Raw genomic sequence first — 19,112 nt, 5'->3', positions numbered from 1 at the left:
CCATGCTCAACATCACGACTCAGGCTGCAGCCTGCTCTGTTGTGTTGCGAAGAACTTTCTCTTGTAGTTGCTGAACAGCGCAAAGGGCCTCATGGGCAGGCCACCCATGCTTGTTCATCAGCTCCTCCACCAGATAGTCGGGAGAGTTGGAGATTCGAGCGTTGAGATCAGCCACAGCCCTGTCGTCACGGGCTAGTGCATCGAGTCGGAGTGATCGAAGTTTTTGAAGACTTGGCTGATTCATCCACACACTCTGCCTGTTGGTGGTTCCTGACCACCATCAAATGACTGTGGAACACAGCTCAAGTGGCCGCTCCATGGTCTGATGACTGGTTGCCCCCCACCCCGCCATAGTCTGGTCTCGCAGCAACCCAGTGGGCATTTGCCGTTGGATTGGAGTTGATGCAGCTTGTTGATGCTTATGTTGCAAACCGCTGACTTGAGCATTTTTGCTACCTGGTCTGGCGCCGCGGGTTGTTTATGTTTCGCGAGTTCTCAGATCTAAAGGCCCCCTTTCGACAGCATTAAGCCCTGAGCTTGAAGCAGTCGGGAACGCCAATCAATGACTGACCTGACACTCAGCATTCCCGCTGCATTGCGCGATGCGCAGCTGCAGCGTCTGGAAGCGGCTCTAGCTTCAAAAGCTGCGGCCAAGACCAACACCGTCAAGACAAGGGCAAACCTGCACGCGACTGATCGTTAACTGTCGCTCTAAACCCCAGATCTGAAAGGCATATTGGGTTCATCCAGCGCTTGCTGGTGACCTCAATAGTTTTGCTGTGGAAACACTGCTCTCAATCCTGCTAGGTATGGCACTTGCCTGGGTTCTGGCCAGGGTCATCGTCTTGGTAAGTGACCAAAGCAGGCGCTCTTGGCGGTCCTTTGAAGACTGAACTGTGCATATCTTGATGCGAGGGAGTGCTACCAGCCTGCTTTTCAGCCCTCAGCAGGGCGATTCATTTTGTAGATACTCATTACAAGGCAGGCGCAAGAAAAGCTGACGAATAGAACAAGAAGGTTCTCGCTTGTCATGAAGGAGCAGTGAGTACAAATACTCTCTCGGAAAAATATTGAGGCCGCAAGGCGGTGCATCATCCGCAACCTGGCCTGGCATCTCTTTCACCGGTCTAACTTCTGCATGGTTCCCAAGGCTTCGATGGCGCTGTGGCGAAGTATGCATCTGTGGCACTGAGGAATCGGTGTTTGTGGTCAATAATGTGCAGCATTTATTGGATGAGGCATGCGAAGGGCATTGCTTGCACTATTGGTTCTGACTGGCCTACCTGGACAGGCTGCGGGACCCATTCGCCTGCAGGTGATTCCCTATCAAGTGAGAAGCAAGGAGATACGGGTCCAGCCATTCTTGGTTTCTCCACCTCCGGTGATCCTTGAAGAGGCCAAAACCAAGAAGCGCAAGCCAACTAGTACTAAGGCTCGGGCTCGGACCTGGGAGGACGATGCTTGGTGGCTGGAGCAATAGTCATCACCCAGATCACGCATCCCCCAAATAGGTCTTGCCTTGTGTATTTGAGCGGGTACAACCTGCTTGTTGCTGGCCATAAAAAACGCCCCCTTAAGGAGCGTTCCGAGCCAGATAATCCCCATCACCCGGCCCACCACAACTAGTGGTGATGGCCAAATAGTACATGCCATCTACTACCGATGGTGTACGTCTGCACTTTCTCAAGGATCCAGAGAATTTCCTTAAAAGTGCGCTCTGCAGGTGCCTGAACACTGGATGTGGTGGCGTGTCGAGCTATGTTTCGGGACCCCATCACCCGGCCTGTCATTGCGACAGGTTTTTTTTTGGCAAAACGCCATGGGTGGTGTGGTCACTAGCTCTAGTGACTGGGCAGAGTCACCATGCAGGCTGGCAACGCTTCCAGCAACCTGTTTTCAGCATTGTTTCCCAGGCTGCGATGGCGTTGTGGACTTGGATGAGGGACCATCCACACAATTGCAATCAAGTAAATGACTAAGAACCCCCTCAAGGCAATGGTTGGTGCAGATCGCGATGCCTACTTCTGGATCAAAAAGAAATTGGGTCTAGGTGAGTACCAAATGGGGGCGCTTGTCTGGTTTTCAGGCCTAATTATCGGAATCCTGCTTGGAGCTTGGATCGGCTGAAGCAGCATTGCCGCAAGCGAGCGCAACCAACCAACGCCCGGCATCATGAGTGGACTGACGTCAGCCCAAAGCTTCGCCACCTTTGATTGGATTAATGACTTCTGCTGTTGCCATCGACCCGCTGCCGGAGAACTAACTAAAGGTGCGCGATAGACGCCATAGTTATTACCGGATGCTGCGAAGCTGAGCTCTTGAGTTAATATAATGTGAAATTTTATTCATAGAGCATGATTCCGAAGATAATACATCAAACCTGGAAAACAAGTCGGCCACCAATTAAAACTCTTTTTTGCATTGAATCCTGGAAGAACCTAAACCCAGGCTTTGATTATATTCTTTGGTCAGACGAGGATATTCAAACTTTTGTAGATCGATACTACCCGGAATACTTGGGTCGAATCGAGAATTTTCAACTAGGAATTATAAAAGCTGATTTTTTCAGGCTTCTTGCTTTGTATCACTTTGGCGGAATTTATGTTGACATTGACTTTGAATGCCTTGTCCCATTTGAGAAATGGAATTGCATTAAAAATGACAGGATAAATGCCGCTTTTGAGCCTTTTTCGCATGGGTTTATACATCCCTCATTTAAGCAAAAACTATGCAATGCTTTTTTTGCTTCTCCTCCAAGAATGCATGCATACAAGCATCTTATTGATGCTGGTAATTCCGTAAATGACAAGAAGCCTCTCGAGGTCAAGAGAAGCTATGGCCCAATGGCTTGGTCTAAGCTGCTAACTGAAAAAAGCTGGAGAAAAGAAATTAATATTATTCCAAGACGTTTAATCTATCCAATACCTGATCTAACCAATCCAAGGGTGATGGTCAATGCGAAGTCAATAGAATTAATTATGCGTCAAATTAAAAATCGGGACTTTGATTCGGTTGCAGTTCACTACTGGGATCACAGCTCTTGCGAAGCGCCTTCTATCCTAGATGCAATTGATACGAATGATTTGAGCTTAATCATAGACGTGAGAAGTCGGCAGCAAAAAACCTTTGCAGACTACAGCTATAAATCAAAAAAAATGAAAAAAGTTGGTCTCAAGGCTCGTCTAAAAGTTTTGCTTAAATTGCTTCAGTATCGACTGAATCTATATCAGTAAAGCAAATTACTACGCTCTACCTTGTATTGGTGCTGGCAGAATTGAACCGACCGAATGGCAAGGTGATGCAGCTCATGCAACCAACCTTTTTCTCGGATACATCGCGATTTCACTGACGACTTATGTCTGCGGGACAAAGATGTCCAAAAGAAGCTGAAGTCTCATCAAGGCAGGATGTGCTTCACCAGATCAGCGTTGGCCGAGCGGATTACGCCTGAATCCACATCGGCGATCTGGGACAGGTTGTGGGTCTTTGGATCAAGGGCAGCGCCGTCGCAGTGGATCACCTCTCCCATCCACCAATCTTTGTCTGGTTTTCAGGTCTAATCATCGGGATCCTGCTTGGAGTTTGGATCGGCTGAACCAGCATTGCGATGCCGGGCATTACCTAGCTGCGATTTCAGTAGTCAACACCTGGGAGGGCAACGCTTCCAACCGCCTGACTTCTACATCGTTTCCCATGCTTCGATGGAGTTGTGCCTGAGCATCCGTCTGATGACTGGTTGACCACCACCCCGTAGCGGTCTGGTCTCGACGATGACCCACCGAGAATGAGCAATCGGTCACTTCGAGTAGCCCCTGATCAAACAGAGTTTGTAAGCCGAGAACTGAGCCCGGTTTGGTGGCCAATCTTCCCCGTACTGGATAGAGGCTATGCCTCTGTTGATGTTGTCGTCTCCCCAGCCGCCTCCAGCTTTCTGTGCGATGGGGCAGAGAAGTTTCAGGGCCTGTTGACGGGCTTCCAAATCAGGAATCGACTCTTGGGAAGGACCGGGAGAAGGTTCAGCGCTGACGTGACAGCTGGCGGCGAGAGCCAGAAGGACTGCTGCGAAAACCTTCATTGCCGTGGAGGTGTCTGATGGGTCGATTGTCAGTCAGCCGACACCGTTCTTCGGTGCATGGCGATCAACAAGTGGGCGGTCCTTATTTGGCATGCCCCTGAACTATTTCACATGTTTGACGCTTGACCTGTTTCGTACTTTCCGCTGGGTTGGCACATCAAAATAATGAACCAGATGCCACCAATGAAGGGGACAAAGCTAATAAAAATCCACGTCCATTTTTTGCCTATATCACGGAGGCGACGAACTCCAATCGAGAGATTGGGGAAAACACTTGCCAATGCATAAATAATGAATAGAGAAGAAACGATATCTACCGAGATATTGCCAGCAGGAATCCCCGTCAGCACATAAACCCCTAATATGGCAATCAAGTTAACGAGATAGAACCACCAATACTCGGCTCTTGTTGCTTTACCGCCGTAGGTAAAGGACTTTTTCCAAGCCGTGGTGAATGCTTCTACAGGTCCCATGAAAAACGATGCTGTGTCCTAATGACCTTTTATAGAAGTCATCAATAGGTTCAGCCACGAATCGTTTTATTCGACATTTGGCATCTAGACCCTCCAGACCTCAGGCTCTTCTCTGCCCCTTTGCTGATTGATCAGCGCCGCCAGCCATAGCGACCAAGGTTGCTGCTGTTCACCCCGAGCCCCAGCAGCGCATCCAACTGACGACACGCCCCAACAGTGACTGACGGCTGCTTGTGTTTGACGCCTTCGCCGGCAGCAGACATCAGCTCACGAACAAAATCAACCGTAAATTCAATCACTCTCTGCCTATAAGCAGAACGCAAACAATGCCGCAGCTCGCGCCTGTAGCCCTCCTGGGTCTCCGCGGAGCCAGTGCGACTGCATTGCGCGAGGAAACGCTTGAGGAGGAGACGGTCTCCCCAGATGACGGCGCCGGCCTGCGCGGCATCAAACAGACGGCTGACATAAGCCAACGCCTCGGCCTTATCCATACCTGCAAAGACAGGCGGGATGCTGGCATCACTTTTGGCATCACCGCTATTTTCCGGGAATGGCGTAATCCCGACTTCGCTTGCGGCGGAATGGTGGTGAGGGCCTTCCAGCCCTCGTGAGTCAATTGGGTGATAAGGCTGACTTCACCCCATCTCCCTTAAGGGTCAGGCAGCAACAGGGGCTGCTTGACGGGAGAAACGAACGATGTTGTTCGCAGTTACGGGTTTGCTCTTACCGAGCAGGCTTCAGTCACCCTCCTTATGCCCCGTCGAAACCATTGCAGCCCCGAGAAGGGGGAATGGAGCTGAGCGGAATCGAACCGCTGTCCGAAACACTGGTGTGGATCACCTAGTCCGGTCGAGACCGGACGTTGTCATTCTGACAGCAGTGGTGAAGCGGAGCAGGGAGTCTTGGGGAGTGGGTACCGACATGCGCCGCAGTTGATTCATGGCGTCGCCGTGTTGCCCCAAGGTCTCGAGGAGATCGGCAGCCAGGAATTGCAGACACTCGGTGCCAAAGAGGTCACACCATTACGTCGTGCCGCAGCATTTCAAGCCGACATGGCCTGTTTCTACAGGCTTCACCTGCAATGCCGGCTGCCCTTCAGGTTGTTGCGGGAGATGGCACGCTTCCGCTGCGACGGTCGCGATTCGCTTTACGACGGAGTTCAGCAGGCCCTCGACTGGGAACGCTGGCTGCATCCGTCGATGAGCTTTCGGGTGGATGTGACCGGAACTGCTCCCGGGCTAAACCACAGCCACTTCACAGCGCTCCAAGTGAAAAATGCCTTGATTGATCGCCAGCGTGATCTGTGGGGGGAGCGGTCGTCGATCGATCTGGACGAACCCGATCTCTGCCTGCATGTTCACCTGCATCGTGGTGATGCGAGCTTGAGCCTGGATGGCAGCGGCGGCAGCCTGCACCGCAGGGGATACCGAGCCGCCGTGGGGGTGGCTCCACTGAAAGAGAACCTTGCCGCAGGGCTGATCAGACTGACTGGCTGGGACGGAAGCACCCCACTCACCGATCCCTGCTGCGGTTCAGGAACGCTGCTGATTGAAGCTGCCGCGATGGCACTGCAGCGATTCCCTGCTCTGCATCGCAACTTCCTCCTGGAGTCATGGGCGGATTTCGATCCAGATCAGTGGCAGGCAGAACAACACAGAGCCCAGAAACGGCAGCAGCCCGTCAACAATCCACCACGAATCCTGGGCTATGAGCAGGACTCAAAGATTGCCCAACAGGCACGCGACAACATCAGCGCAGCGGGTCTGGAGGACGTGATCGAAATCGTTGAAGCCGATTTCAGGGATGCACCGGCTCCGGAGGCAGACCACGGCGTGGTGGTCTGCAATCCGCCCTATGGGGTGCGACTGGGCCACACCACTGAGCTCCAAGAGCTCTACAGAGAGCTCGGAGCAGTGTTGAAAAAAGATTACGGCGGCTGGGATCTGTGGCTGCTCAGCGGCAATCGAGAATTAACCGCAGCTCTGCGCCTCAAGGCAAAGCGCAGAATCCCCGTGAACAACGGTGGATTGGATTGCCGCTGGCTGCACTACGAGCTGAACAGGCGCTCATCGGATCCAGTCCTTCAGGGGAATTGAACACAGACGATTCATTATTTACCGAGAACAGCCCTCGTAGTTCGCATCAGACCTTCCAGTGTCTGAGGTAGATACGGCCCTTTGGCGAGCTGACCGCCAATCCGCAGGCTGAATCCGGCTACCACCACATTGAGGATCGCCATCGCCAACAGCGCTTGGATCAACGACCAACCCCAGGATTCCTGCATCCACACCAGTAGGGCGGCTTCAACAGCCACAAGGGCGAGCAGCATCAGCGTGCCCCCCATGGCAAGAAACACACCGCCACTGATCAGGCGCCGTTTCTCGCGATCCACCTCCTGCAAAGCAATACGGACATGCAGATCCATCACTGAGCCTGCGAGTGCTGTGACCCGGGCGGCAGCGCCAAGTCCTCTGGAGCGCGATTGCTCGGAACGGGGCAGTTCACTCATGAGGATCTCCGTCCACCGGTCAGTAGGGCACCCACCAGAATCCCTACACCAGCAGCAACCGCCAGTGACATCATGGGTCTGTCGCGCACCGGTTTCTCAAGCTTCGGCCTGAGAGTGCGGTTGAGCTCATCGAGCAGATGCTCAAGCTGCTCCTCCAACGGATCAAGGTTGTCAGCGAGGTTGCGGGTGCGATCTCCGGCCTGATGGAGCAACTCCTCAAGCTGAACAGTGACAAGGCTCGCTGCCCGGTCGCTCTGGGCAGAAATCAGATGAACCACCTCATCGAAACTGCCGCGGGTGGCTTCAAGTGCTTGATGGGTGACTTCAGGCCAGAGCTTTTGGATCTCTGGCAAGAGACTCTCAAAGCGATCCCGAAAGCGGTAGGCCAGATCCTGTGTGTCCGCAGGCGCATCGGCTGATGAGGGTGCTGAATCCATGGCGATCCTGACGGCCTACCGCAGGGTAGGGGTGGTAACTCTGAGATGACACCCATTGGCATTGGTGGGCCATCAGTTGCGCTACGCCCTGTTGGAGCATTTAGGGGCCCCGGATGACCCGGGCGGCTGCCACCTCGATCTGTTGCTCGAGGACGGAGACAGCTGCCGCAGCTGGCGCTTAGAGGCAATTCCGCAATTGGACGGTCCTGCGGTGCAAGCCACAGCGTTGCCCCCGCACCGACTGGTATGGCTCGATCGGGAGGCAGCTTCCGTATCCGGCAACAGGGGTTGGGCACGTCGCGTCGTGGCAGGCGCAATGCGAAGCGCCTTGCCCGCTGATCCCAATCAACCCATCCATGTGGAGCTGGAAGGAATGGCTGTGATTGGCCTGAGCGAACCGGTTGTTCTGGAAATCACAGCAGAGCGATGCCGCATGCGCACGCCATAAGACAGCTGCACTGCAAAGAGCACTTGAGCTTTTTCAAGGCTCCGCTAATTTCAGATGGCTGACAGCCGTTGCCCCTGTTGGTCCACATCAATCAGGTCGGGCTGACACAGTTCAAGTCCTTCGGGGGAGCGATGAGCATCCCCCTGGAACCCGGTTTCACGGTGGTGACCGGGCCGAACGGATCTGGCAAGAGCAACATCCTCGATGGAGTGCTGTTCTGTCTTGGCCTGGCCAACAGCAAAGGGATGCGTGCCGATCGCCTGCCAGATCTGGTGAATAGCAATGTGCTGAAGGCCGGCAAATCAGCAGAAACGACAGTGAGTGTTCGTTTCGACCTCTCTGAATGGCAGCCTGACGCCGCCGAGGAAGGACTGGAACCTCCTGAGGAGGGTCCTTGGATCCGTTCAGATCAGACGGAGTGGACCGTCACGCGCAAGTTGCGGGTGATGCCAGGAGGCTCCTACAGCAGTAGCTACAGCGCGGATGGGGTCCCGTGCAACCTCCAGCAATTGCAAACCCAGCTGCGCCGACTGCGCATCGACCCTGAGGGCAGCAATGTGGTGATGCAGGGGGACGTGACCCGCATCGTTTCGATGAGCAACCGCGATCGGCGTGGCCTGATCGATGAGCTGGCCGGTGTGGCGCTGTTCGACACCCGCATTGAACAGACCCGGCGCAAGCTCGATGAGGTGCAGGAGCGCCAGGAGCGTTGCCGCATCGTTGAGCAGGAACTGCTGACGGCCCGACAGCGGCTTGAAAAAGACTGCGCCAAAGCCAGGGCTTATCAGGAACTCAAGGACCAGCTCCAGCAGGGCCGCAGGCAGGAGCTGGTGTTGGCCTTCGAAGCGGCTCAGACTGAGCGCCGACGCCTTCAGCAGCGACAAGAACAGCTCAGCGCCAAGGAGGAGAGCGATGCCCGCTCGATCGAGCAACGCGATCTCAGCCTTCAGGATGCGGCGGGACGACTGCAGACCCTTCAGGAGAGCGTCAAAGCCCTCGGCGAAGACCAGCTGCTGAGTGTGCAGGCAGAACTGGCAGGGCTGGATCCACAGAGCCGCGAACTGGAACGGCAGGCAAGCCAGCATCAGCAGGAGGGAGAACGCCTGCAGGGACTACGCCATCAGCTGCAAGCTCGCCGCGGCCAGCTGCAGGCTGAAACGGAAGACCTACGCCTCAACACCAACAACGGATTACTGGAGAAAGCCGAGCAGGACTGCAGAGATGCCGAAGCAGCCGTGGAGCTCTCCCGGCGGCGGCTGGGAGAAGTGGCAGGCCGCTCAGGCACCTGGCTCGAAGAGCAAAAGCAGCGCTCCGGCCAACGCCAGGAGCTTCAAGGTCGCGTCACACCGCTTCAGGAGGAACGCCAACAGCTGCTGGAACGGCTCCGGCAGGACGAAGAGCGACAACTGGAGATGGAACAGGACAGAGATCAGGACGGGGCGGAAGATCAGCGGGTCCAGACCCTGCTGGAGCAGCTCGAGCAGGAGTGGCAGACGCTGCTGGAGTCGATTCGCAGCGGCAGAGAGCAACTTCAGCAACTGCTGGAGTCGGTCGCGATCCAGCAACGCACCCGTTCCAGACTCGAGCAGGAACAGACACGGCTCGAGCGCGACATTGCCCGCCACGACAGCCGTCGGGAAGCTCTTCAGGAAAGCAGGGGCACTGGCGCACTGAGGCTGCTGCTGGAATCGGGCCTGGAAGGAATTCATGGCCATGTTGCGCAGCTTGGTGAAGTTGATGAACGCCATCGCCTGGCCCTTGAAGTGGCTGCCGGCGCAAGGATGGCTCAGGTGGTGGTGGACGATGACCGCATTGCGGCTCGCGCGATTGATCTGCTGAAAAGTCGCCGCGCCGGTCGACTCACCTTCCTGCCGCTCAACAAGATCCGAGCTCCTGGCGCGGGAGCGATGGCTACTACGGCTCGTGGACGCCGGCCCCAGGCGGATGAAGGGAGTGGCCTGATGGGACGCGCTGTCGACCTGATGCGCTACGAAGCGATTTATGCAGACGTGTTCGCATACGTCTTCGGTGACACTCAGGTGTTCAGCGATCTGAACAGTGCCAGACAATTCCTGGGCCGTTCACGGGCCGTCACCCTCGAGGGTGAATTGCTTGAAAAAAGTGGGGCCATGACCGGCGGAAGCTTCTCGCAGCGCGGAGGGGGGCTTAGCTTCGGCGCCAGCAGTGATGGCGATGAAGCGGCCCCCCTGCGTCAGCGACTGCTGGAGCTGGGAGAGAGCCTGGCCGCCTGTCGGCGGGAAGAACAGAGGCTGGTGGAGGCCGTGGATCAGCAGCGGCCCTCATTGCGGCAGCTGGAACAGCGCCAGGCCGCTCTGGAAGCAGAACGCCAGGCTGCCAAGCGTTCCCATGGACCACTGCTTGAACGCGTGCAGCAGCGTCAGCGCAAACTCAGCGAGCTGCAGCAAGCCCAGCAGAAACACCGCCTCAGGCTGGATCAGCTCGAGACGAGCCTGAACCCGCTGCAAACGCAACTCAATCAGCTCAATTCCCAGGAATCCAGCCTCGAAGCCAGTGATGATGCTGAAGGCTGGCAAGCTCTGCAGCAGGACCTAGAGCGAGTGGATTCTGGTCTTGAGGCCGCACGGCAGCAACGCGATGCACTGCTGCAGAAAGAACGCGACCGACAGCTCTCACAACAGAGGCTCGGAGATCAGCAGCAGGCGATTGAGCGGGAGGAAACATCGCTTCAGCAGGCGGTTCAGGCTCTCTCAGAAGCGCATGGCCGGTGGCGTGAACAGCAACAGGCGTTGAAGACCCGCAGGGATGCGCTGGAAACTCAGCAGCAGGAACTGCAAACCCGATTCGGGGAAGAACGACGCGCCAGAGATGAAGCCGAGGCTGCCGTCGCTGAACAGCGGCAAGCACTGCAGCAGGCCCGCTGGGAACTGGAGCGCCTTCGTGAGGAGCGCAGCTCACTCGAGGAGCAGCTGCGCAATGGCGGACTGCGATTGGAAGAGCTGCGGGCAACGCTGCCTGATCCCCTGCCGGAGATCACCGACGAGCTGCGTGAAAGTGGTCTGGAGAGCCTTCAGGAACGCCTGCAGCAATTGCAGTTGCGGATGGAAGCCCTGGAACCGGTCAACATGCTGGCCCTGGAAGAACTAGAAGAACTTGAACAACGTCTGGGCGACCTGGGCGAACGGCTGGATGTACTCAGCCAAGAGCGGGAAGAGCTGTTGCTGAGGATTGAAACCGTGGCCACGCTGCGTCAGGAAGCCTTCATGGAAGCCTTTGAGGCGGTCGACAGCCATTTCCGCGAAATCTTCGCCAGCCTTTCTGATGGCGATGGCAAGCTTCAACTCGACAATCCAGACGATCCGCTCGAGGGTGGCCTCACACTCGTGGCCCATCCCAAGGGCAAAGCCGTCAGACGCTTGGCGGCAATGTCTGGTGGAGAGAAGTCGCTCACCGCACTCAGCTTTCTATTCGCTCTGCAGCGCTTCCGCCCATCGCCGTTCTATGCGCTCGATGAGGTGGACAGCTTCCTGGATGGCGTCAATGTGGAACGTCTGGCAGCCCTGATTGCTCGCCAGGCTGAACAGGCTCAGTTCCTGGTGGTGAGCCACCGCCGCCCCATGATCGGAGCTTCCACTCGCACCATTGGCGTGACCCAGGCCCGCGGTGCCCACACTCAGGTGGTGGGACTTCCCGATGCAGCCTGAACAGCCAGCGCGGGGTCCTTGCGCCAAAATGTCACGCATCCCTCCGGCTGAGGCCCGCGGTTGAGCTTGTCGTCAACTCCGAATGACCCCCTGGCGAACGTGCCCAGTGACCGCCTCTGGTTGAGGTCGGAACTGATGGGTACGCAGGTCATCACCCGCGACAGCGGACGTCGCCTGGGCGTTGTGGGAGAAGTGGTCGTGGATATTGACCGCCGTGAAGTGGTAGCCCTGGGATTGCGCGATAACCCGCTCACCAGGTTCCTGCCTGGCCTACCGCGCTGGATGCCCCTCGACCGCATCCGCCAGGTGGGGGATGTGATCCTTGTCGACTCAGCCGACTCCCTGAGCGAAGGCTTTTCCGCTGATCGTTACAGCCGCATCATCAATTGCCAGGTCATCACGGAATCAGGGCAGCAACTCGGCCGAGTTCTGGGCTTCTCGTTCGACATCGAAACCGGTGAACTGACCACCCTGGTGATGGGGGCTTTGGGTGTGCCACTGCTGGGTGAAGGGGTGCTGAGCACCTGGGAGATTCCGGTCGACGAGATTGTTAGCAGCGGTGCTGACCGGATCATCGTTTACGAGGGCGCCGAAGACAAACTCAAACAGCTCAATAGTGGATTCCTGGAAAAGCTGGGAGTGGGAGGTGCCAGCTGGGAGGAGCAGGAGAGGGAGCGCTACCGCCTCAATGTTGTGCCCGTCGAGAACCAACTGAGCTCTGGTCAGCCAGCTGAAACGTCACCCCGCCAACTTGAGGCCTCTCAGAGCGAACGGTTTGAGGCCGAACAGCCGGAACTGGAATATGTGGAGCTGGAACAGCCACGGGAACAGGAGATGCGCCGTCGCCGCTACCTGGATGAACTGTCCATCGATGAACCCGAGTCCTACAGGGAGCCAGTGCGCTATCCAAGGCGCGAGCCGGAGCTTGACGATCGTCGTTACCGGAGTCAAGACCAGGAAGAACGGGCTTATAGGGAGCCCGAGCCCTCCCGCTATGCAAACCCCATCGGTGAACGTGATCCATCCAGCTATGGAGAACGTCCTCTCTATGACGAGCGTCCCCGTCCGGCGTCCAGACGGCCTGTCGAACGCCCTGGAGCGCCACTGGACGTGGAACCGATGGAGATGCAATCCATGGAGCGCCAACCCCTAGATCTGGAGCCGAAAGCGCGCGAACCATGGAATAACGAGCCTCCAGAGCAGGCTTCCGGCGAGCCTGTTGAAGATCCCTGGTGAATCAATCAGGGCAGCGCAAGAGTCTGATCAGAAACAATCCGTTCAGGAATGAGCACCATCCTTGAACTGCAGTGACACGCTGTTGACGCAGTAACGCTGTCCCGTGGGTGCTGGTCCATCGCTGAAGACGTGTCCCAGATGCGAATCACAGCGTGCACAGAGGATTTCTCTGCGCACCATTCCATGGCTGAAATCTTCCTTGGTGACGATGGCCCCGGAACTGACTGCCTGCCAGAAACTGGGCCAACCGGTACCGGATTCAAATTTGGTGCTGGAGCTGAACAAAGGGGTATCGCAACAGATGCAGTGGTAGATGCCGTCTCCCTTGTGATTCCAGTAAGCACCAGTGAAGGCCCGTTCAGTGCCTCCTCGGCGAGCCACCTGGAACTGCTCAGGAGTCAGCCGCTGCTTCCACTCCTCAGGGGAGCGTTCAAGGCGATCGCTGCCGGAGGTTGATGGCGTGGTCATGCACTGATCGGAGCTGCATATAAAAGCTAGTCGGAAAGAGCCTTTGGCAGCAGGCTCCTCACCTCTTCAGCCAGAGCCGCCACCGCTCCCGGCTGTCCCCGCAGCGCCCTAAGATCTTCGCGCTGACCCTGCAGCCGCTCAGGTTGCTGCAACCAGCCCGATGCCTCGGCTGCAATCTGCTCGGGTGTGATGGCGCCAACCCGCTCAGGAACCACCATCCGGCCTGCGGAAATATTCGGCCAGGCCATCAGACCATGGTTTCTCATCCTCCAGGCGCTGAGCAGAAGGCCGATCAGTCGCCGTAGTCCAGGCAAGCGAGCCAACAGGCCCATCCAACCGTCCCAGGCCTGCATCACACCCAGATGCTGGGTGGGCACCAGCACAATCATGGGCACTCCCAGAGCTCCCAGTTCAGCCGTGTTGGCACCCACCGTGGTGAGTGCCAGTGAGCATTGACTCAGCACTCCATGGGCAGGCGGGTCCTCCTGCAGATGAATGAGTGTGCCGGCCTCGGTCAGCAGGCGCCTCCAGGGCCAGCCATCCCCGGGGGGGAGCACCTCGCTGACAACGGCCGTATAACCCTCCGCGATGCGATTGGCAGGGCCTAAGTAACGGAGCAGGTCCTCAGCACTGGTGGTGGGTGCAACGGGCAAAAGGAATCGACAGCCTTGGCGTTGCGCCCTCAATCGATCGGCGGTTTCAAACAGAAAAGGAACACCCACGCTGAGTTTGGCTGGCTTGGATCCCGGCAGCAGCGCAACCCATTCCCCTTCAGGCAAAGGATCGCTTGCTCTGGCATGGCTGGAGAGGTCGGCCATCAGATCGCCCACAACCCTGCAACGCGAACGAAAGCGCTTCGGCAACTGCTGTTGCACCTCCGGAGCCATCGCCGCAATGCGGTCATTCCAACGCGGCCAACGGGCCACCCATTCGGCGTAGGTGATGTGTCGATAACCCAGTCGTGCGGAGAGCAACACACTCCAGAACTGATCGCCACCGAGAAAGACCACCACTCCTTGAGCGGGCCATTGACCGAACCGAGCCGGATGAAGCAACAGAAACCAAAATTGAGCCGCAGGAATAATGCGATCAAACTGCTGCCAGCGGCCGGCAGCCTCAGCTTCCATGCCTGTGGCGTTGGGGCATGGCACCAGCACCAACCTCAGGCCGAGAGGCGAATGCATGGCTCTGGGCCTGAGCAGCAATTGTTGGTGCAGCTGTTCCGCCAACGGGCGAACCCAGGTGCTCAGCTCGCCGGGTCCGTTGGACACGAACACCACAGAGAGCGTTGGATCCGTGGATCGGAACGTCAAGCGAAGCGGATCAGCTTTTGGAAAAGAAATGCGGATGGCGAGACTTGAACTCGCAAGGCCGAAGCCACACGCCCCTCAAACGTGCGTGTCTACCAATTCCACCACATCCGCGTGGTCGATTCAGCCCCTCGGGCTTCATCGGGGATCGATCATACCGGCTGGGGTGCCCGTTAATGCTCTCCCGGCTGACCCTTCAGGGAAGGGATGAACGCCCACGCACGGACACTGATACGATCCGCCCTGGCCTGGTAACTGCGGGATGCCCATCGGCAAGGTGCTGATCGCCAACCGCGGCGAAATTGCTCTCAGAATTCTGAGGAGCTGCCGGGAGATGGGGATCGCCACGGTTGCGGTTTACAGCACCGTTGATCGCAACGCTCTCCACGTTCAACTGGCAGATGAGGCGGTTTGTGTTGGCGAAGGCCCCAGCAACCGCAGCTATCTGAACGTTCCCAACATTCTTGCGGCAGCCACCTCCAGGGGCGTTGACGCCATCCATCCCGGCTACGGATTTCTGGCCGAAAACGACAAGTTCGCGGAAATGTGCCGCGACCACGGCCTCATCTTTGTGGGACCGTCGCCCCACGCGATCCGCTCGATGGGCGATAAGTCCACCGCTAAAACCACAATGCAATCGGTGGGTGTTCCCACCGTTCCCGGCAGCGAAGGTTTGCTTTCAGGAACCAAGGAAGCGGCTGAACTCGCAGCCAGCATGGGTTACCCCGTGATGATCAAGGCCACGGCCGGTGGCGGAGGCCGAGGCATGCGCCTCGTCCAGAGCCCTGATGAGCTCGACACGCTCTTCAAGGCAGCACAGGGTGAGGCAGAAGCAGCCTTCGGGAACCCTGGGCTGTACATGGAGAAATTCATCGACCGCCCGCGTCACGTTGAAGTGCAGGTGTTGGCCGATCGCCACGGCAACGTTGTTCATCTCGGCGAACGTGACTGCTCGATTCAGCGCCGCCACCAGAAACTGCTGGAAGAGGCTCCCAGCCCTGCCCTTGACCCTGAGCTGCGTCGACGCATGGGCGAAGCGGCTGTGGCTGCAGCACGCAGCATTGACTATGAGGGCGCCGGAACCGTCGAGTTCCTGCTGGACCGCAGCGGTGGGTTCTATTTCATGGAAATGAACACCCGCATCCAGGTCGAGCACCCTGTTACTGAGATGGTTACAGGCGTTGACCTCATCACTGAGCAGCTGCGGATCGCCGGAGGCGAGCCGATCAGCGTTCTTCAAAAAGACATTCAGTTGCGTGGTCACGCGATCGAGTGCCGCATCAATGCAGAGGATGCGCGCCACAACTTCCGCCCCGCACCGGGACGGATCACCGGTTGGTTACCCCCTGGAGGTCCTGGAGTGCGCGTCGACAGTCACGTGTACACCGGTTACGACATCCCACCCTTTTACGACTCTCTGATCGGCAAACTGATCGTTTGGGGAACTGATCGCACCCATGCGTTGTCACGCATGAAGCGAGCCCTGAATGAATGCGCCGTCACGGGAATCCCCACAACGGTCGACTTCCACCTAGAGATGATCGAACGACCGGAATTCATCAACGGCGACGTCCACACCAAATTCGTTGAACAGGAAATGCTCCCCTGAGCTGGAGCTGAACTCTGCGGTTCAAACGATGGCTTGGGAACGCATAAGGATCTGTGAAAGCACACCCTGCTGGCCCACCAACAGCTCACGAACGAGGCTTACCAAGCCGAGCCAGATGACCGGTGTTACATCCACACCCCCGATCGGTGCCACAACACGGCGTGTGAGGGCCAGCACAGGCTCTGTGAGCCAGATCACCACAGCCCAGACCCCTGTGTTGGAGTCGGCCTTGGGATACCAGGTGAGCACGATCCGCATCAGAAACATCAAGCTCCATGCGGCCAGCAGCAGACCCAGGATCAGATGCACTGTCGGCAGAACCTGAAGCAGGGTCGGCGTCACAAAGCTCAAAGCAACGGGATCAGCATCGTAGAAAGTCGCCAACGATCCCTAAGATCGCTCTTGCCTTGAATCCAGGGTTTGGTTCCGGCCCGATCGCTATGACTCCTTCCCTCACCAATTTCCTTCTCAGCCTGGTCGCGGGTGCCGTGATCGTGGTGGTGCCTGCTTCTATCGCACTGTTCCTCTTCAGCCAAACCGACCAGGTGGACCGAAAGCTCTGAAGGGACTGGCGCGCTTCGTAAACTTGAATCAACAGTTCCCGTTTTCGAAGAATCCGGTGAACGCTTTTCGAGGTCCTAATCGTGGTTAACGCCAGTCTTAATTGGGCCAGCATCGTTGGCATCGTGCTGGCCGTTGGCGGCGCAATGCTGTATTTCATGCGCAGCTTCAAGCCTGCTCTCGCCCGCGATTACGACGTTTTTTTTGCAGCCATCGGCCTGCTCTGCGGCGGAATTCTCTTCTTCCAGGGCTGGAGACTTGACCCAATTCTCCAGTTCGGACAGTTTTTGTTGGCCGGCACAACGGTTTTCTTCGCCTACGAGAGCGTTCGTTTGCGAGGAATCTCAGCAGAGCAAGCACGCCGCTCGGCCTACTTCGATGACGAACCGCCCGCCAGGGGGCAAGCCCCGGGAATGCGCGGCGGGTACGACGACTCCTACGACAGCTTCGACGAACCTCAGCCACTGAGACGCCGCTTCGCAGGCCAGGAATTTGATCGCAATGAAGGCCAGGAGGACGACTTCTACCGCCCACGCCGAAATTCCAGAGCTGCGATTCCTGAGCAAGCCGCCAGTCGAAGACGTGGCAGGCCTGAAGAGCCCTCCAGCTGGAGGCAGGACAGCGAGCAGGATCGCCGCATGGCCCGCTTCGGCAATCGAGATGACGACCGCCCATCCACGGGCCCCAGCTTCGGTGATCGCCGTAATCAGCGGGAGGACCAGCGACGCGGCAGCAGGCCCAGCGCTGCTTCTGCCCGCGAAGGAGGACCTTCAACCGCCTCGCCCCGTGCATCTTCCGCTCGCACAGCCTCACCTCGCCCATCCGAGGAGTCACAGGGATCAGTGTCCCGTTCTCCTTTTATCAATCGCTCAGCAGCGACAACACCGCCTGGAGTTCCTCAAGGCACACCGTTCCGTCAAGCTGCTGAAGATGCGGCCTACAGCCCAAGCAGACGTCAGCCTGGCCAGGAGACCCCGCCCGACAAGCGTCCCCAGGATTCAGGACGAACGCCTCCCCGCAGTTCGCGTCCACGGGACAACAGCTCCCGCTTCGACGACTGATCCGCTCCCCTGCGCTGCTGCTGCTGATTGGCCTGCTGATGGCCGGGTGTAGCGGCAGAACTCAGCGGGCTCCAAGTTCCCTTCTGCCTGAACAGCAGCAGGAGCCCGCCCTCAGTGGAGACGGCAGCAAACTGGCAGTGATTGTTGACCAGCGCGGCAGACCGACCGTGCAGTTAAAGAACCTTCGTGGCGGCGATCGTCTGCAGCTGCGCCATCTCAACGGGCAACAGCCCCACAGCTCTCCTTCCCTGAGTTGGAACGGTCGCTATCTGGCGGTGATCATTCAGCGCGGCAACCGACGGCTTGTTTTGATCGAAGACCGACTCAGTGGCCGAGCCCATCCGCTTCGCCTCCCCTCAGGTCGTGCTCCCGTGCGACTGAGCCTCTCGCCCGATGGACGTCAGCTAGCGGTGCAGACCGCCGATCGAGGACGTTGGCAGGTGGAACTGCTTGATCTCAGCGGACTGCTCGAACCGGATCTACGCGGTGGGCTACACCGCTCAAATCCGACAGAGCTTCAGCCATGAGAGCTCAATGGCCGCGATTGATGGCACTGCTGCTAGGGCTTTGCCTGATGGGCTGTGGTCCATCCGGTCTACGCCCCGAGCGTGGCATCAGCAGTGCCCTGCAGCGCAGTTCAGACAGCCGGCGATGGCCCTCCATGGGCAACCGCTGGTTGGCGTCGATCGCCAGTCGCAACGGTCGGGAGCGCGTCGAGCTTGTAGATCTACGCAACGGTCAGCCGGTACCGCTTCCTGGCATCAATCAGGCGGATGCCCAGCCGATCAGTGTCAGCGTCAGCGCTGATGGCAATCGCATTGCCCTAATCCGCAGCCGAGATGGACGCACGGAAATGATGCTCTACCGCCGTGGTGTGGGAATCCTGAAACGCTTACCCGTGGAACCCGCAGGAGTTCCCAGAGAGGTCAGCCTGGATGGGTCAGGACGTCTCCTTGCTGTGCAGGTGAGCCGCCAGGGGCGATGGGATGTGGATCTGATCCGTTTACCTTGATCAACGATTGCCACTCAGGGCACCAGACCGGACCAATGCAGGAAGGTGTCGTGGCTCAGCGCTTCCACAAGCAGCACTGAAAGAAAGCCGATCATGGCGAAACGGCCATTGACACGCTCTGCATAGCCGCTCCAGCCGAATGCAGGAACATCGGTTGTCGTGGCGCTAGTGGTCGGGATCGACTCAGAATCTCGGTCCTTTGCACTCGCGTCGGCACTGCTGCTAGTCAT

General features: G+C 57.7%; 21 protein-coding genes, 1 tRNA gene and 1 pseudogene. 12 read left to right on the top strand and 11 right to left on the bottom strand.

Annotation, left to right across the window (positions count from 1 at the left end; translation table 11 throughout):
- Positions 1–19: 19 nt before the first annotated feature.
- Positions 20–244, bottom strand: coding sequence for a hypothetical protein (locus DXY37_RS10610; RefSeq protein WP_067096734.1), 225 nt, complete (start codon positions 242–244; stop codon positions 20–22).
- Positions 245–562: 318 nt separating this feature from the next.
- Here DXY37_RS10610 and DXY37_RS13390 point away from each other — a divergent pair, with 318 nt between their 5' ends.
- Both DXY37_RS13390 and DXY37_RS10595 read left to right on the top strand, forming a co-directional pair.
- Positions 563–703 carry a hypothetical protein gene (locus DXY37_RS13390; RefSeq protein WP_170951858.1) on the top strand — a complete coding sequence of 47 codons (141 nt, stop codon included), beginning with the start codon at positions 563–565 and terminating at the stop codon, positions 701–703.
- Between the two features lie 1,651 nt (positions 704–2,354).
- Positions 2,355–3,233, top strand: coding sequence for a glycosyltransferase family 32 protein (locus DXY37_RS10595; RefSeq protein WP_115126646.1), 879 nt, complete (start codon positions 2,355–2,357; stop codon positions 3,231–3,233).
- A gap of 164 nt (positions 3,234–3,397) precedes the next feature.
- Here the strand turns inward: DXY37_RS10595 and DXY37_RS10590 are convergent.
- The 3 genes and pseudogenes from DXY37_RS10590 to DXY37_RS13695 all read right to left on the bottom strand — a co-directional run.
- Positions 3,398–3,532, bottom strand: a pseudogene (locus DXY37_RS10590) (DUF3104 domain-containing protein); the annotation flags it as partial.
- A gap of 650 nt (positions 3,533–4,182) precedes the next feature.
- Positions 4,183–4,548 (bottom strand): DUF805 domain-containing protein, encoded by a 366-nt coding sequence (locus DXY37_RS10580; RefSeq protein ID WP_115126643.1) that lies wholly within the window; start codon positions 4,546–4,548, stop codon positions 4,183–4,185.
- A gap of 131 nt (positions 4,549–4,679) precedes the next feature.
- Positions 4,680–4,811, bottom strand: coding sequence for a hypothetical protein (locus tag DXY37_RS13695; RefSeq protein WP_256377377.1), 132 nt, complete (start codon positions 4,809–4,811; stop codon positions 4,680–4,682).
- A gap of 63 nt (positions 4,812–4,874) precedes the next feature.
- Between DXY37_RS13695 and DXY37_RS13385 the strand changes: the two genes are divergently transcribed.
- Both DXY37_RS13385 and DXY37_RS10565 read left to right on the top strand, forming a co-directional pair.
- Positions 4,875–5,159, top strand: coding sequence for a hypothetical protein (locus DXY37_RS13385; RefSeq protein WP_170951856.1), 285 nt, complete (start codon positions 4,875–4,877; stop codon positions 5,157–5,159).
- 291 nt (positions 5,160–5,450) lie between these two features.
- Positions 5,451–6,644, top strand: coding sequence for a class I SAM-dependent RNA methyltransferase (locus tag DXY37_RS10565; RefSeq protein ID WP_244277087.1), 1,194 nt, complete (start codon positions 5,451–5,453; stop codon positions 6,642–6,644).
- A gap of 14 nt (positions 6,645–6,658) precedes the next feature.
- On the opposite strand, the gene DXY37_RS10560 is transcribed toward DXY37_RS10565, so the two are convergent.
- On the bottom strand, positions 6,659–7,057 hold the full coding sequence (locus tag DXY37_RS10560) for a phage holin family protein (RefSeq protein ID WP_115126641.1): 399 nt from the start codon (positions 7,055–7,057) through the stop codon (positions 6,659–6,661).
- Positions 7,054–7,494 carry a hypothetical protein gene (locus DXY37_RS10555; RefSeq protein WP_115126640.1) on the bottom strand — a complete coding sequence of 147 codons (441 nt, stop codon included), beginning with the start codon at positions 7,492–7,494 and terminating at the stop codon, positions 7,054–7,056. Before DXY37_RS10555 ends, DXY37_RS10560 begins: the two co-directional genes overlap by 4 nt.
- Before the next feature lie 61 nt (positions 7,495–7,555).
- On the opposite strand from DXY37_RS10555, the gene DXY37_RS10550 reads away from it, so the two are divergent.
- From DXY37_RS10550 to DXY37_RS10540, 3 genes are all read left to right on the top strand, one after another.
- Positions 7,556–7,942, top strand: a complete 387-nt coding sequence (locus DXY37_RS10550; protein WP_170951862.1) for a hypothetical protein — start codon at positions 7,556–7,558, stop codon at positions 7,940–7,942.
- A 131-nt stretch (positions 7,943–8,073) separates the two neighbouring features.
- Positions 8,074–11,625, top strand: coding sequence for a chromosome segregation protein SMC (gene smc / locus DXY37_RS10545; RefSeq protein WP_244277085.1), 3,552 nt, complete (start codon positions 8,074–8,076; stop codon positions 11,623–11,625).
- A 60-nt stretch (positions 11,626–11,685) separates the two neighbouring features.
- Complete coding sequence (locus DXY37_RS10540; RefSeq protein ID WP_115126639.1) at positions 11,686–12,861, top strand: PRC-barrel domain-containing protein; 1,176 nt, start codon at positions 11,686–11,688, stop codon at positions 12,859–12,861.
- 42 nt (positions 12,862–12,903) lie between these two features.
- Here the strand turns inward: DXY37_RS10540 and msrB are convergent, their stop codons facing one another.
- The 3 genes from msrB to DXY37_RS10525 form a co-directional block, all read right to left on the bottom strand.
- Complete coding sequence (msrB, locus tag DXY37_RS10535) at positions 12,904–13,329, bottom strand: peptide-methionine (R)-S-oxide reductase MsrB (RefSeq protein WP_115126638.1); 426 nt, start codon at positions 13,327–13,329, stop codon at positions 12,904–12,906.
- 26 nt (positions 13,330–13,355) lie between these two features.
- Positions 13,356–14,642 (bottom strand): glycosyl transferase, encoded by a 1,287-nt coding sequence (locus DXY37_RS10530; protein ID WP_115126637.1) that lies wholly within the window; start codon positions 14,640–14,642, stop codon positions 13,356–13,358.
- Positions 14,643–14,671: 29 nt separating this feature from the next.
- Positions 14,672–14,753: transfer RNA gene (locus DXY37_RS10525), tRNA-Leu, on the bottom strand.
- Positions 14,754–14,901: 148 nt separating this feature from the next.
- On the opposite strand from DXY37_RS10525, the gene accC reads away from it, so the two are divergent.
- Complete coding sequence (gene accC / locus DXY37_RS10520; RefSeq protein WP_115126636.1) at positions 14,902–16,248, top strand: acetyl-CoA carboxylase biotin carboxylase subunit; 1,347 nt, start codon at positions 14,902–14,904, stop codon at positions 16,246–16,248.
- Positions 16,249–16,269: 21 nt separating this feature from the next.
- Here the strand turns inward: accC and DXY37_RS10515 are convergent, their stop codons facing one another.
- A complete protein-coding gene (locus DXY37_RS10515) occupies positions 16,270–16,599 on the bottom strand; it encodes a YggT family protein (RefSeq protein ID WP_115126681.1) in 330 nt (109 codons plus the stop codon).
- Between the two features lie 89 nt (positions 16,600–16,688).
- Here DXY37_RS10515 and psbX point away from each other — a divergent pair, with 89 nt between their 5' ends.
- The 4 genes from psbX to DXY37_RS10495 all read left to right on the top strand — a co-directional run bounded on the left by psbX (position 16,689) and on the right by DXY37_RS10495 (position 18,882).
- Positions 16,689–16,811: a photosystem II reaction center X protein gene (gene psbX / locus DXY37_RS10510; protein ID WP_066910860.1), complete on the top strand. Its 123-nt coding sequence runs from the start codon at positions 16,689–16,691 to the stop codon at positions 16,809–16,811.
- Positions 16,812–16,892: 81 nt separating this feature from the next.
- A complete protein-coding gene (locus tag DXY37_RS10505) occupies positions 16,893–17,870 on the top strand; it encodes a Ycf66 family protein (protein WP_115126635.1) in 978 nt (325 codons plus the stop codon).
- A 38-nt stretch (positions 17,871–17,908) separates the two neighbouring features.
- Positions 17,909–18,397, top strand: a complete 489-nt coding sequence (locus DXY37_RS10500; protein ID WP_170951855.1) for a Tol biopolymer transporter periplasmic protein — start codon at positions 17,909–17,911, stop codon at positions 18,395–18,397.
- The gene (locus tag DXY37_RS10495) at positions 18,394–18,882 is read left to right on the top strand and encodes a hypothetical protein (RefSeq protein ID WP_115126633.1); all 489 of its coding nucleotides are present in this window, start codon (positions 18,394–18,396) and stop codon (positions 18,880–18,882) included. The genes DXY37_RS10500 and DXY37_RS10495 overlap by 4 nt, the downstream gene beginning before the upstream one ends.
- 14 nt (positions 18,883–18,896) lie before the next feature.
- On the opposite strand, the gene DXY37_RS10490 is transcribed toward DXY37_RS10495, so the two are convergent.
- Positions 18,897–19,112: a chlorophyll a/b-binding protein gene (locus DXY37_RS10490; protein WP_115126632.1), complete on the bottom strand. Its 216-nt coding sequence runs from the start codon at positions 19,110–19,112 to the stop codon at positions 18,897–18,899.

Origin of the sequence: Synechococcus sp. GEYO, from assembly GCF_900473955.1 — a bacterium.
GTDB lineage: Bacteria > Cyanobacteriota > Cyanobacteriia > PCC-6307 > Cyanobiaceae > Synechococcus_C.
The sequence above is the reverse complement of the archived record's forward strand: the minus strand, read 5'-3'. Positions and strand labels throughout refer to the sequence as shown.